Annotated in this window: 14 protein-coding genes; 3 read left to right on the top strand and 11 right to left on the bottom strand. The window is 61.4% G+C overall.

The genetic code is table 11. The annotated features are described in order from the left end of the window. Positions 1 to 31: 31 nt before the first annotated feature. On the bottom strand, positions 32 to 2,254 hold the full coding sequence (gene purL, locus DFO46_RS06410; protein ID WP_120276728.1) for a phosphoribosylformylglycinamidine synthase subunit PurL: 2,223 nt from the start codon (positions 2,252 to 2,254) through the stop codon (positions 32 to 34). Between the two features lie 137 nt (positions 2,255 to 2,391). Beyond that, positions 2,392 to 3,810 carry a PLP-dependent aminotransferase family protein gene (locus DFO46_RS06415; protein WP_120276729.1) on the bottom strand — a complete coding sequence of 473 codons (1,419 nt, stop codon included), beginning with the start codon at positions 3,808 to 3,810 and terminating at the stop codon, positions 2,392 to 2,394. Positions 3,811 to 3,974: 164 nt separating this feature from the next. On the opposite strand from DFO46_RS06415, the gene DFO46_RS24105 reads away from it, so the two are divergent. Beyond that, complete coding sequence (locus DFO46_RS24105; RefSeq protein ID WP_281039957.1) at positions 3,975 to 4,148, top strand: DUF1127 domain-containing protein; 174 nt, start codon at positions 3,975 to 3,977, stop codon at positions 4,146 to 4,148. On the opposite strand, the gene DFO46_RS06425 is transcribed toward DFO46_RS24105, so the two are convergent. The 5 genes from DFO46_RS06425 to purC all read right to left on the bottom strand — a co-directional run bounded on the left by DFO46_RS06425 (position 4,149) and on the right by purC (position 6,585). Next, complete coding sequence (locus tag DFO46_RS06425) at positions 4,149 to 4,538, bottom strand: hypothetical protein (RefSeq protein WP_110790599.1); 390 nt, start codon at positions 4,536 to 4,538, stop codon at positions 4,149 to 4,151. It lies immediately after the preceding gene. Between the two features lie 74 nt (positions 4,539 to 4,612). Next, positions 4,613 to 5,284: a phosphoribosylformylglycinamidine synthase subunit PurQ gene (gene purQ, locus DFO46_RS06430; protein ID WP_120276731.1), complete on the bottom strand. Its 672-nt coding sequence runs from the start codon at positions 5,282 to 5,284 to the stop codon at positions 4,613 to 4,615. Beyond that, a complete protein-coding gene (locus tag DFO46_RS06435) occupies positions 5,281 to 5,538 on the bottom strand; it encodes a hypothetical protein (protein WP_110790597.1) in 258 nt (85 codons plus the stop codon). The genes purQ and DFO46_RS06435 overlap by 4 nt, the downstream gene beginning before the upstream one ends. 21 nt (positions 5,539 to 5,559) lie before the next feature. Next, the gene (purS, locus tag DFO46_RS06440) at positions 5,560 to 5,802 is read right to left on the bottom strand and encodes a phosphoribosylformylglycinamidine synthase subunit PurS (RefSeq protein WP_110790596.1); all 243 of its coding nucleotides are present in this window, start codon (positions 5,800 to 5,802) and stop codon (positions 5,560 to 5,562) included. Between the two features lie 18 nt (positions 5,803 to 5,820). Further along, complete coding sequence (purC, locus tag DFO46_RS06445) at positions 5,821 to 6,585, bottom strand: phosphoribosylaminoimidazolesuccinocarboxamide synthase (protein ID WP_110790595.1); 765 nt, start codon at positions 6,583 to 6,585, stop codon at positions 5,821 to 5,823. Positions 6,586 to 6,827: 242 nt separating this feature from the next. On the opposite strand from purC, the gene DFO46_RS06450 reads away from it, so the two are divergent. Beyond that, entirely contained in the window at positions 6,828 to 7,142 is a 315-nt protein-coding gene (locus tag DFO46_RS06450; protein ID WP_120276732.1) for a DUF1476 domain-containing protein, read from the top strand. A gap of 35 nt (positions 7,143 to 7,177) precedes the next feature. Here DFO46_RS06450 and DFO46_RS06455 read toward each other — a convergent pair whose 3' ends face one another. Both DFO46_RS06455 and DFO46_RS06460 read right to left on the bottom strand, forming a co-directional pair. Next, the gene (locus tag DFO46_RS06455; RefSeq protein WP_245422514.1) at positions 7,178 to 9,697 is read right to left on the bottom strand and encodes a GGDEF domain-containing phosphodiesterase; all 2,520 of its coding nucleotides are present in this window, start codon (positions 9,695 to 9,697) and stop codon (positions 7,178 to 7,180) included. Between the two features lie 138 nt (positions 9,698 to 9,835). Beyond that, positions 9,836 to 10,384 carry an alpha/beta hydrolase gene (locus DFO46_RS06460; RefSeq protein WP_120276733.1) on the bottom strand — a complete coding sequence of 183 codons (549 nt, stop codon included), beginning with the start codon at positions 10,382 to 10,384 and terminating at the stop codon, positions 9,836 to 9,838. Between the two features lie 332 nt (positions 10,385 to 10,716). On the opposite strand from DFO46_RS06460, the gene DFO46_RS06465 reads away from it, so the two are divergent. Further along, a complete protein-coding gene (locus DFO46_RS06465) occupies positions 10,717 to 11,523 on the top strand; it encodes a DUF2189 domain-containing protein (protein ID WP_110790592.1) in 807 nt (268 codons plus the stop codon). 66 nt (positions 11,524 to 11,589) lie between these two features. Here DFO46_RS06465 and purB read toward each other — a convergent pair whose 3' ends face one another. Both purB and DFO46_RS06475 read right to left on the bottom strand, forming a co-directional pair. Next, a complete protein-coding gene (gene purB, locus DFO46_RS06470; protein WP_120276734.1) occupies positions 11,590 to 12,891 on the bottom strand; it encodes an adenylosuccinate lyase in 1,302 nt (433 codons plus the stop codon). 61 nt (positions 12,892 to 12,952) lie between these two features. Beyond that, a complete protein-coding gene (locus DFO46_RS06475; RefSeq protein ID WP_245422515.1) occupies positions 12,953 to 13,366 on the bottom strand; it encodes a hypothetical protein in 414 nt (137 codons plus the stop codon). Positions 13,367 to 13,368 lie beyond the last annotated feature (2 nt).

The following is a 13,368-nucleotide window of genomic DNA, read 5'->3' on the forward strand; positions in this document are numbered from 1 at the left end:
CCCCATGCTCCACAGGGACGTGATCGGGCCGTCAGGCGACTTCGCCTTCCATCAGTGCGGGGAACCAGCCTTCATGGGCCGCCTTCAACGCTTCGACGGATACCGGCTTGGCATCGCCGAGGACAAGATTGGTGCCGCCGGTGCGGCCAATCCACGGGCAGAAGACGCCTGCGGCTTCGGCGCGGACCTGGACCTGGTCGACATTGTCTTCGGCGACTGTCAGCACATAACGGCCCTGGTCCTCGCCATAGAAGACGGCGATGGGGTTTGCATCACTCAGCGCATTGACGTGGGCGCCGATGCCCGAAGCCATAGCCATTTCGGCGACGGCGAGAGCGAGGCCACCCGACGAGCAATCATGGACGGCGGTCGCCAGACCGTCGTTGATGAGGCCGCGAACGAAATCGCCGACCTTCTTTTCATGCTCGAGATCGACATGCGGCGCCGGTCCGTCCGTGCGACCATGAATGTCGCGCAGATAGACCGACTGGCCGAGATGTGTGCCCCAGCTGGACGGTGCGCCAGCGAGCAGGATCGCCTCGCCCTGAGCGGCGAAGCGGATGCGGGCCATCTTCTTCCAGTCCGCCATCAGGCCGACGCCGGCAATGGTCGGTGTCGGCAGGATGCCCTGGCCATTGGTCTCGTTGTAGAGCGACACATTGCCGGAGACGATCGGGAAGTCGAGTGCGAGGCAAGCCTCGCCGATGCCTTTGATCGCAAAGACGAGCTGGCCCATGATTTCAGGGCGCTCGGGATTTCCGAAGTTCAGGTTGTCGGTGGCGGCGAGCGGCAGCGCACCGGTCGCGGTGATGTTGCGCCAGCATTCGGCAACCGCCTGCTTGCCGCCTTCGAAGGGATCGGCCTCGACGTAACGCGGGGTGACGTCGGAGGAGAAGGCGAGCGCCTTTGTGGCGTGGCCTTCGACGCGGATGACGCCGGCATCGCCGCCCGGAAGCTGCAGCGAGTTGCCCTGGATCAGCGTGTCATACTGCTCATAGACCCAGCGGCGCGAGGAGTTGTTGGCCGAGCCAACGAGCTTCACGAGAGCGTCTGCGACGTCGCCGGCCGGGATGTCGTTCTCGGCGAGCGGGGCAGGGGTCTTCGGCTCGATCCACGGACGGTCGTATTCCGGGGCTTCGTCGCCGAGTTCCTTGATCGGCAGGTTGGCGACTTCCTCGCCCTGATGGATGACGCGAAAGCGCAGGTCGTCGGTGGTGTAACCGACGATCGCGAAATCGAGGCCCCACTTGACGAAGATCGCCTTAGCAACCTCTTCCTTGGAGGGCTCGAGCACCATGAGCATGCGCTCCTGGCTCTCCGACAGCATCATTTCATAGGCCGTCATGCGCTCTTCGCGCACCGGCACCTTGTCGAGCTGCAGCTCAATGCCGAGGCCGCCCTTGGCGCCCATTTCGACGGCCGAGCAGGTGAGGCCGGCGGCACCCATGTCCTGGATGGCGATGACAGCGCCCGTTTGCATCAGCTCCAGGCAGGCTTCCAGCAGGCACTTTTCGGTGAAGGGGTCGCCGACCTGAACCGTCGGACGCTTCTCTTCGATCGATTCGTCGAATTCGGCAGACGCCATTGTCGCGCCACCGACGCCGTCGCGGCCGGTCTTGGCACCGAGATAGACGACGGGAAGGCCGACGCCCTTGGCTTCCGACAAGAAGATGCCATCGGCCTTGGCAAGGCCGGCGGCGAAGGCGTTGACGAGAATGTTGCCGTTGTAGCGGGCGTCGAATTCGACTTCACCGCCGACCGTGGGCACGCCGAAGGAGTTGCCGTAGCCGCCAACGCCGGCAACAACACCAGCCACGAGATGCTTGGTCTTCGGATGGTCGGGAGCGCCAAAACGCAGCGCGTTCATGGCAGCGACCGGACGAGCGCCCATGGTGAAGACGTCGCGCAGGATGCCGCCGACGCCGGTTGCCGCACCCTGATAGGGCTCGATGTAGGACGGGTGATTGTGGCTCTCCATCTTGAAGACGACCACGTCGCCGTCATCGATGTCGACGACACCGGCGTTTTCGCCCGGACCCTGGATGACGCGCGGCCCCTTGGTCGGCAGCGTCTTCAGCCACTTCTTGGAAGACTTGTAGGAGCAGTGCTCGTTCCACATCGCCGAGAAGATGCCGAGCTCGGTGAAGGTCGGCTCACGTCCGATCAGGTTCAGGATGCGATCGTATTCGTCTGGCTTCAGGCCGTGGCTTGCGATCAATTCTGCGGTGATGGGACGGGAGTTGGAAACGGTCATCTGGCTCTCAGGGAAATGGGAGATCGGTTTCGAGGCAGGCTATAACGCAAGCCTGCGCCCGGCGCACTTGAAAAATGCGCCCGATCAAGCCTTTCCTGCCGCTTTCGTGGTTCGATGGATGCGTCTCGCGGTCCGGCTCAGACGATGGCGCTGGTGCCGAGCGGAGACTGGTCCAGAATGCGCCGAACCGTCTTCAAGCCTTCCGATGACAGTGTCCGATCACGCCCTTCGCTGAAGCCGACTCGGACGTGGTGGAAGACCCGCGCAGATCGTGCCGGCTTGAACTCGTCTTCGTCATCAATCAGCACATTTGCGTCGAGCACCGCCTGCTTGAAAGTGCCGGACATCCAGGGTTCGGGCAGCTTCAGCCAAAAGAAGGGCAGGCGAGAGTGAGAGCGAAACTCGTGGCCCTCGAAGAGCTGGCGGACGATTGCTTCTCTGGCTGAAATTTCGGTAAGGACCTGGCTGCGAATCTCGGCGGCGGCACCTGACAGGACCAGCCGTGCGGAGAGTTCGGCGAGCAGGAAGGGCAAGCCGCCGGTCACCATTTTTTGGGTCACACGCACGCGCTGACTCATATGTGGCGGACAGGCGACCCAGCCGCCGCGCACGCCGGCTGCGACCGATTTCGACAAGCCGTTCAGCAGAAAGGTTCGGTCCGGCGCCAGTTCAGCCAAAAGCGGGATGCCATCGGCGATCATGCCGCCATAGAGGTAGTCTTCGATGAGCCAGACATTGTATTTTCGGGCGATGGTGACAATGTCCTGGCGTCGCGAGAGTGTCAGGCAAGCCAGCGTCGGGTTCTGCCCCGAGGACATAATGAAAGCCGCCTTGGGGTGTTCGCGGGCACAGACCCGTTCAAAATCCGCCGGCAGGATCCCGTCACTGTCCGAATCGACCAGTGCAATCTGGCGGCCCATGACCATGGCGCTGCGCGAGACCTGCGAATAGGTGAGGTGCTCGCAGACGACCCGGTCACCTGTGCCCGTCACCGCTGCGATCACCGCATTGATCCCGGCATGGACTCCCATTTGCGGCAGGATCTGCGAGGCTTCCGGTGACCAGTTGCCGGCCGAGAGCCACTGTTTGCCGGCTTCCTGCCAATCCGGCGAGAGCGTGCGGGTGTAACTGGAGATTTCCGAGGGATGCTCCGAAGCGATTTCGGTCATGATCCGCCCGACAATTGCGGCCTGGCCCACGTCGATCGCAGCCGTCGTGTCGAAGCGCAACTTGCCTGGTGGCGGGCTCATGGCGCGGGTGCCGCCATAGGTGATTGTCACCGGATCGCGCGCAACAGCCGTGGGATCGGAGGTGTCTGCCTGCACATAGGTGCCGCGGCCAACCTCGCCACTCACAAGGCCGCGCTCGCGCAGAAGTGCATAGGCACGAGAAATTGTCCCTATTGTCACCCCGACGTCATACGCCAGATCCCTTTGCGGCGGCAATTTGGTGCCCTGCGCAAGTTGACCTGATTTTATGGCGTTTTCTGCATCATCTGCGATGCGAACATACAGCGGGCCGTGACCGCTGGTGAGGGAGGGGAGCCAGTTTGTCATGGGGACAATTCTCTATATTGTCACCGTCACTGAGTCAATTCATATCTCTTGCTCGATGCATACAGGCAGCCAGCAAGAGTGATATGATGACAATCGATACAATTTCCTCGCCAACCGAGCAATCCGTCTCCTTCCGGCCCGTCGGTATTGCCGCTTTTTGGGGTATGCTCGCGCGTCGCGTGATGGGATGGTCAAGCCGCTCTCGGTCGCGGCAGGCCTTGTCAGAGTTGACGGAAAGTCAGTTGCGCGACATCGGGCTTAGCGAAGGTGAAGCGCGGCGGGAAGCGAGGCGGAGCCTTATGGTTCGCCTCAATGGCGCGTCGCTGCCGCCGTTCTGATCAGCAATCCTTGGAGCCCTTGGCCCAGCGGATGACGTCTGTGCGGATGCGGGGTGCGAGCGCTTCGCCCATCAACGGACCAAACGCGTCAAGCCTGGCCGGCTTGCCTTCCGCCTGGACGACCAGCAAAGGCCGGATGTCGCTGGAGCCCTTGCGCACCAGCAAGATGCGCGGCCTGCCCGAGAAGGACGAGAGTTCAGGTGCCAGTGAATATGCCTTGAAATCAGGGTCGCCTGACTTGAACCAGCAGCGGTTTGCGCCAACGGCAACCAGTTCCATCACGTCAAGTGCGGACTGACCTGTTGCTGCTCGTGGTGCCGGCGCGTCGGGCTTGCAGGCGGAAAGCGCTGCGACGGAAATCAGGAAGAGAGAAAGGCTGAGGCGGCGCATGGCGATCTTTCGGCTGTGTGCCGCCTCTCTAACATTCATAGGGTTAACATTCATAGGGTTAAGCGAAGCTTACCTCAGGCGGCGATGACATCCAGGGCCGAGGCAAAGATGCCGCGCCCGTCATTGCCGCCATGGGCGGCTTCAATCAGGTTTTCCGGATGCGGCATCATGCCAAGGACATTGCCCTTGGCGTTGACGACGCCGGCGATGTCGTTCATCGAGCCGTTCGGGTTCGTGCCCTCGGCATAGCGGAACACGACCTGGCCATTGCCTTCGATCGCTTTCAGCGTCTCGGCATCGGCGAAGTAGTTGCCGTCGTGATGGGCGACGGGCGAGCGTATGATCTGGCCCTTGGCATAGGCGCGAGTGAAGTCGGTGTCGGCGTTGACGACTTCCAGCTTGATTTCCTTGCAGACGAACTTCAGCGATTGGTTGCGCATCAGGGCGCCCGGCAGCATGCCCGCCTCGACCAGGATCTGGAAGCCGTTGCAGACGCCGATGACCTTGACGCCCTGCTCGGCCTTGTCCTTGATCGCCTGCATCACCGGCATGCGGGCGGCAATCGCGCCACACCGCAGATAGTCGCCGTAGGAAAAGCCGCCAGGGATGACGATCAGGTCGACATCCGGGATCTCGGTCTCGGTCTGCCAGATGGTGGCAGGCGCATGGCCGGAGATCTTGGTCAGCGCCGCGATCATGTCACGGTCACGATTGAGGCCTGGGAGCTGGACGACGGCTGATTTCATGGTTGGGGCTCAAACCTTAGCTGGGCTTCCTGGAACTCCCGCAGCTCCAGGCGATTTTCAATGCGATCCAGACGCGTCTCATGGCGAGCAAGCGTCGTATGGATGTTATGAATGTCCTGATGCACCGACACCAAGGTGCCGCGCATCGCATTCATGTCTGCTTTCAGCTCTCGTTGGCCCAGTTTGATGTCCGCAATGTCGGCGTGAACTCGCTTCAAAAGCTCGAACATCAATTCGCTGGTCACTTCAGCCATATCGCGCGTCTCCTTCAACCCTCAGGCGATGGAGATAGTATAATTCTCGATTACCGTGTTGGCGAGGAGCTTTTCGCACATGGCCTTGAGGTCGGCTTCGGCCTTGGCCTTGTCGGAGCCTTCAACTTCGAGGTCGAAGACCTTGCCTTGGCGGACCTGGCCGACGCCCTCGAAGCCGAGGGCACCGAGTGCGCCCTCGATGGCCTTGCCCTGGGGATCCAGGACACCGTTTTTCAGGGTGACGGTGACGCGTGCCTTGATCACTTGTACTCTCTCCAAAACTTACTTGACCAGAACCGGGCCCGTGCCGCGCAGGGGCTCGTTTTCGTTGATGATGCCGAGACGCTTGGCGACTTCCTGATAGGCTTCAAGCAGCCCGCCCATGTCGTGACGGAAGCGGTCCTTGTCGAGCTTCTCGCGGGTCTCGATGTCCCAGAGGCGGCAGCTGTCCGGCGAGATCTCGTCGGCCAGGATGATGCGCATCATGTCGCCTTCATAGAGGCGGCCGCATTCGATCTTGAAGTCGACGAGCTGGATGCCGATGCCGAGGAAGAGGCCGGAGAGGAAGTCGTTGACGCGAATGGCAAGCGCCATGATGTCATCGAGTTCGGCCGGGTTGGCCCAGCCAAAGGCGGTAATGTGCTCTTCCGAGACCATCGGATCGCCGAGCGCATCCGACTTGTAGTAGAATTCGATGATGGAGCGCGGCAGGACCACGCCTTCCTCGATGCCGAGGCGGGCAGACAGGGAGCCCGCGGCAACGTTGCGCACGACGATCTCGAGCGGGATGATCTCGACTTCCTTGATCAGCTGCTCGCGCATGTTCATGCGGCGAATGAAATGGGTCGGGATGCCGATCTTGTTCAGATGCGTGAAGACGTATTCGGAGATGCGGTTGTTCAGAACGCCTTTTCCGTCGATGACTTCATGCTTCTTCTTGTTGAATGCCGTTGCATCGTCCTTGAAGAACTGGATCAGCGTGCCGGGCTCGGGACCCTCATAGAGGATCTTTGCCTTGCCCTCGTAAACGCGGCGGCGACGGTTCATGAGTGGTTTTCTCTGTTGTTGGCATCTCGGCGCAAATGCGCGGACGCAGTGGATCGGTCTTTGAAGCGGTCCCTTAACGGAAAACCTCGGTTTTCACAATGCGCAGATCACCCCTTCCTGCCAAAACGTCGCGTCATCAGGGACTCACCCGGAATCGCGGAAGTTTGCATTGCACTTTGTACTCCCTTTTGATTAATGGGGAAACGTCACCGCACAACGACGGCACAATACGGGAGATTCAGATGAGCGGCATGAGTGATCGCGAAAAGGCGTTCGAAAACAAGTTCGCACATGATCAGGAGCTTCGCTTCAAGGCAGAAGCGCGTCGCAACAAGCTGGTCGGGCTCTGGGCCGCCGGTCTGCTCGGCAAGGCCGATGCAGAGGCCTATGCCAGGGAGGTCATCGCATCCGATTTCGAGGAAGCCGGCGATGAAGACGTCATCCGCAAGCTGAAGGCCGATCTCTCGGCCGGCGGTATCTCGATCACCGATGAAGAGCTGCGCAGCAAGATGGTCGATTTCCTCGGTCAGGCGATCGAGCAGATCCAGAATTCCTGATTCGAAAACGTCAGAGACCCATCGATCCGCTCAGGCTAACCGGCCTGGGCGGATTTTCTTTGTTCCCGCAGCCGAATGGTCGTCCGTTCGAAATCCGTCGGTCTGGCAAGGCCATAGCCTTGCAGAACGTCGCAGCCGAGACGTTTGAGGATGCGCGCGTGTTCCTCCGTCTCGACGCCTTCCGCGACCACCTTGATTTTCAGCGAGCGGGCGATCTGGATGATCGACATGACCAGGACCCGTTGCTCCTGGCTTTCCGGCAGGTGCTCGATCAATTGGCGGTCGATTTTCAACGTTCCCGGCTTCAGGTTGAGCAGGCCGACGATCGAGGCGTGACCCGTGCCGAAATCGTCGATTTCGATGCCGATCGACAGGCGACGCAGCGTCTCGAGATTGGTTCGCACGACTTCGTCCTGGCGATCAAGGAAGACGCTTTCGAGAAGTTCGAAGGAGACCGTGCCCGGCTTGATGTCGAGCTTCGACAGGCCCTGGGCGAGGTCCGGGTCGTTGAGCCTGCGGGCGGAGACGTTCACGGATATCTTCGGGATATCCAGGCCGAGTGCTTTCCAGCGCGCGACATCGGCCAGGGACTTCTCCAGGATGATGCGATCGACCTTGGCGATCACACCGCAGTCTTCGGCGACGGCCAGGAAGCGGTCCGGACCGAGGATTCCATGTTCCGGATGCTGCCAGCGCGCCAGGCATTCGGCACCGGTGATGTCGCGGGTGCGGGCATCAAACTGCAGTTGATAATAGGGAATGATCTCGTCGCGCTCCAGTCCGCGCAGCAACTCGTCCGAGAGGCGGTGGGCATCGACGAGCATGCTGCGGCTGGACGGCTTGTAGAACTCGTAGCGGTTCCGGCCGAGGTTTTTCGCATTGTAGAGCGCAATGTCGGCGTTCTGTAGCAGCTGGCGCGGGTCAGCCAGCCGGTCGTTGGAGTAGGCGATGCCGATACTCGCGCCGAATCGGCATTCGTGCCCGTTGTACCAGACGGGTTGACGCATGGTCTCGATGATCCGGGTGGCGACGTCGGACAAGGCTGTGGTCGTGCCGGAATGCGCGACCAGGAGGACGAATTCGTCGCCGCCAATGCGGGCGGCGAAATCGCTGGGACGAATGCTGTCTCGCAGAATTTTGGCAGCATGTTTGAGCATGGCATCGCCGGCACTGTGGCCCAGGGTGTCGTTGATCTGCTTGAAGCGATCGAGGTCGATGTGCAGGATGGCGATGCCGTGCCGCTCCGCTTCAGGCACGGCCCGCCAGTCGTCGATCCGTTGCTCCAGGAAGCGGCGGTTGGGCAGTCCGGTCAGGTAGTCATGCAGTGCCGAGTGTTCGGCCGCAATACGGGTGCGTTCCAGCTCCTCGTTGCGTGCCTCCGCCAGCGCCTTCTGGCGCTCCAGTTCCTCGCGCAGGCGCCGGTCTTCGGTCACGTCCCAGTTGACGCCGATCATCTTCAGGCGGCCGTCGTGGTCGACATAAGGCAGGCTGTTGGCGCGGATGTACCGTGTGCTGCCGTCCCGTGCGATGATGCGGTAATCGTCGGTGAAGGTTTCCCGCATCTCAATGCGCCGGGTAACATTGGCCAGGACCCGTTCGCGGTCGTCGGGGTGGAGCTTTTCCTCCCACCGGTCGCCGATCCGGATCTCGTCCTCTTCATCGACTTCGAAGATATGCCGCATGGCGTCGTCCCAGACGCTGATGCCGGCGTCGAAGTCGGTCTCGAAGACACCGATGCGCGAAATGTCGAGTGCCAGGCGCAGGCGCCGGGACAGGCCTTCCTGCCACTCCTCCTGGGCCTTGCGGGCCGTGACGTCGGTGTCCGTGCCGGTGATTCGAAGCGCGCGCCCCTGGTCGTCCGTTTCGATGCATGCGCCGCGGCATTCGATCCAGATGTAGTGACCGTCGTGATGGCGTTCGCGATACTGAAAGGTCAGATAAGCAGGGTCTCCTGAATTCTGCCGTTCGATGCAATGCAGCACATGTTCGCGGTCGTGGGGATGCACCGATTCCAGCCAGATTTCGGTGGTTGGCGGAATGGGATCATTTGGACCAAGACCGCGGATCCGGCGCCAGATGTCGGAATAATAGTAGTCGCCGTTCATCCGCTGGTCCCAGACGCCGGAGGCGGACGAGACCAATGCGTGGTTCCAGCGGCTTTCGCGAATGGCGAGGTCCGCCATATCGGCTTTCAGCCGCGTGATCTCGGCAAGCTGCAAGAGGACGGCACCGGCCGTGGCGGGTGCCCGCGAGAGAGACGCGAGAAAATGTCGGACCGTGGTCCCCGCTGTGATCCGGATCTCGATCTGGGTGATGTCCCCAGGGTTCAGAAGTCTGTTCTTCGCCAGGTCGAGAGCGGTTGCGTCATCGCTGTCCAGGTAGTCTGTGAAGCAGGCGCTGTCGGTGCCGGTCAATGCCAGAATGTCGACAAGAGCCAGATTGCGATCGAGAATGACGCCGTCGGCGTCGAGCAAGGCGGTCGGCCAAGCGAGGTTGGACAGCGTCAGACTGCGCGCGTTGGCCGAATGTGCTTGGACTGCAGCGTTTTTGCGCAAGGTCGTGCTCTGAACCGGAAAGCTGCCTCAAGTCTAGGTCGCTTGACTTAAGAAGCGCTTAACCGGCTATGCCCGTCACCTGATGGCGCCGTAAACCTTTTGTTCAAATTTGGCCGGGTCGTTCGCGACCGATCGTTTTCACAGGCGGCTGAGGAATTGTGCGAAGACCATCGTGCCCTCGGGCCAGGGGCCATGGCCGGAATCGGCGTTGATGTGGCCGGATTCGCCTGCATCGACCAACAGCGATCCCCATGCGTTGGCAATGTCCTCGGCATGGGCGTATTCCCCGAAGGGGTCGTTGCGGCTGGCAATGGTCATCGACGGGAACGGCAGGGGATCGCGCGGGTAGGGCCCGAAGGTCATCAGGTGCTTGGGGCGGATCTCCGGATTGGCGACATCCGGCGGCGCGACGAAGAAGGCACCGGCCACCTTCTGCTTGAGTTGCGGGATCGCGTGGATGACTGTCGGGACACCCAGTGAGTGGGCAACAAGAACAACTGGCTTGGTCGAGGAATTGACCTCCTCGACGACACGGGCCACCCAGTGCTCGCGCACCGGTTTCGACCACTCCGCCTGCTCGACGCGGCGCGCGGTCGACAGCTTGGACTCCCACCGGGTTTGCCAGTGGTCGGGGCCGGAATTGGTGTAACCGGGTACGATCAGGATATCGACATCAGAGACTTTCATGGCGCTTATCTGCGTTTGGCGATGCGCCACGTCAAGGTTTCCGGTTCCGTCCCAGACAAAAAATCCGACTGCTGTATCGCGTCTCTCCACGCCGGACGTTCATCACGATCCGGTGCGCGCCGCTCCTATGGCCGCGACATTCCGGCGCAGTGGTGATATGATTGTGTCGGATGCTCCTGCAAGACGCCGAGCATCCGTATGTGCCGCCTGCCGACTGGTCATGTGTTCTCGCATCTGCGGCTTGTCGGTTTCATGGGGCATCGGGGGGCATGCCTCTTTCGTGCATTTCACTTTGCAGTCTGCAATTCCTGGGAATTCGAGGAGGAGTGAGAATGTCGACTTTTCATGTCTTGACCGGCCCCGCCGGACTTCTGGAGCGGCCCGATATCCGCCGGATCTCGGTGGCCGACGTGTTTGATGCGCTGAGCGAGGGTTATGCCGATTTCCGCGAGAAGCCGTCGCATTATGCCTTCGTGGCGCTGATCTATCCAATCGCCGGCGCCATCATGATCGCCTGGAGCGCCGGCGCCGAATTGCTGCCGATGGTCTATCCGCTGCTCACGGGCTTTGCCCTGCTCGGGCCGCTTTTGGCGCTGGGTCTGATGGATATCAGCCGGCGGCGCGAGCGCGGCGAGGACGCAAGCTGGTCCAAGGTTCCGGCGATCCTCAAATCGCCATCTCTGCCGTCGCTTCTGATGATGAGCATCGGATTGCTTCTGCTCTTCATGGTCTGGCTGTTTCTGGCGCGGGGTCTTTATGACACCATGGTCAGCGACAATCTGGCGCCCGGCGTGTTCAACTTCATGTCCGGCATCCTCGGTCACCCGAATGCCGTTCCCTTCCTGATCTGGAGCAATGGACTCGGTTTCCTCTTGGCGCTCGTCGCGCTGGTGGTCAGCATCGTCGCGTTCCCGCTGCTTTTGGACAGGGATGTCGGTGCGGTGACTGCCGTCTCCACCTCGATCCGTGCGAGCCTGGCCAATCCGGTGCCGGTCGCCGTCTGGGGCCTGCTGGTTGCCGGACTGCTCGCCATCGGCATGGCGACGCTGATGGTCGGGCTGGTCGTCATCGTGCCCGTGCTCGGACATGCCACCTGGCATCTCTACCGCAAGCTGGTGGTTGCGCGGCCGCACGTTTGATCGTCGATGCAAAAAAAGGCCCGGCGTTTCCGCCGGGCCTTGTTCTCTCAGCGCTGATGGCCGAAATCAGCCGAAGACGCGGGCAAAAATCGTGTCGACGTGCTTGGTGTGATAGCCGAGATCGAATTTTTCGCGGATCTCCTCTTCGGAGAGTGCTGCGCGAACTTCCGCGTCGCCAAGCAGTTCCTCAAGGAAGTCGGCGCCCTTTTCCCAGACCTTCATGGCGTTGCGCTGGACGAGGCGGTAGCTGTCCTCACGCGATACGCCTGCCTGGGTGAGTGCCAGAAGTACGCGCTGGCTCATGACCAGGCCCTTGAACTTGTTCATGTTCTTCAACATGTTCTCGGGGTAGATCACCAGCTTCTCGATGACGCCAGCCAGGCGGTTCAGCGCAAAGTCGAGGGTGATCGTGGTATCCGGGCCGATGGCGCGCTCGACACTCGAATGGCTGATGTCGCGCTCGTGCCAGAGGGCCACGTTTTCCAGCGCCGGGGTCACCGACATGCGCACCAGGCGGGCAAGGCCGGTGAGGTTTTCGGTCAGCACCGGATTGCGCTTGTGCGGCATGGCCGACGAGCCCTTCTGGCCCGGCGAGAAGAATTCTTCGGCTTCCAGCACTTCCGTGCGCTGCATGTGGCGGATCTCGATCGCGACATTCTCGATCGACGAGGCAATGACGCCAAGCGTGGCGAAGAACATCGCATGGCGGTCGCGCGGGATGACCTGGGTCGAGATCGGCTCGGCGACGAGGCCAAGCTTTTCGCAGACATGCTCTTCGACGCGCGGGTCGATATTGGCGAAGGTGCCGACGGCGCCCGAGATCGCGCCGGTGGCGATTTCGGCACGGGCATTGACGAGGCGCGTCCGATTGCGGGCCATCTCGGCATAGAAGCGGGCAAAGGTCAGGCCCATGGTCGTCGGCTCGGCATGAATGCCGTGGCTGCGGCCGATGCGGACCGTGTCCTTGTGTTCAAAGGCGCGGGTCTTGAGCGCTGCCAGCACGCGGTCGACGCCTGCGAGCAGGATGTCGGCGGCGCGCACCAGCTGGATGTTGAGCGTCGTGTCCAGCACGTCGGACGAGGTCATGCCCTGATGGACGAAGCGCGAGTCCGGGCCGATGAATTCGGCGAGATGGGTGAGGAAGGCGATGACATCATGCTTGGTGACGGCCTCGATCTCGTCGATGCGGGCCACGTCGAATTCGGCCGCGCCACCCTTTTCCCAGATCATCCGGGCAGACTCTTTCGGGATGACGCCGAGTTCGGCGAGCGCGTCGCAGGCATGGGCTTCGATTTCGAACCAGATGCGGAACTTGGTTTCGGGGGACCAGATGGCGACCATTTCCGGTCGGGAGTAACGCGGGATCATCGGGCTCGTCTTTCGTTGGATCTGAAATTCTGGCCCCCCTTAGCAAAGTGAGCCGATAAGCTCAACGGTTGCGGCGGGCCATGAGGATGGCAAGCACCAGCAAAATCAGGAAGGCCGTGGGCAGGAAGTGTCTGAGGCCGAGAACGGCGAACTGGTAGAGCGCCGAAGCGGAGGTAAAGACAAACTGGTAAACCCAGATGCGCGAAGGGAAGGGCGCGTGCCAATGGGCATAGAACATGCGGTATTGCAGGGCAAAAAGCCCGGCTGTTGCCCCGATGGTGGCAAGGCCGAGCAAGAGGAACCAGGCGGCAAAGATCTTTGCGGATCTCCTGCCGTCCCCGCTGAAGCTGACCAGAGGAAGGGCGACGAGCCATCCAATCACCCCGCCCGCGGCATAGATGGCGGTGAGGCCAATATCATGGCTGCCAGTTGCTCGACCGAAGACATGGATCGACAGAAGGAAACTCAAAGCCATGG

The sequence above is a fragment of the Rhizobium sp. AG855 genome (assembly GCF_003610655.1).
Classification (GTDB): domain Bacteria; phylum Pseudomonadota; class Alphaproteobacteria; order Rhizobiales; family Rhizobiaceae; genus Allorhizobium; species Allorhizobium wuzhouense.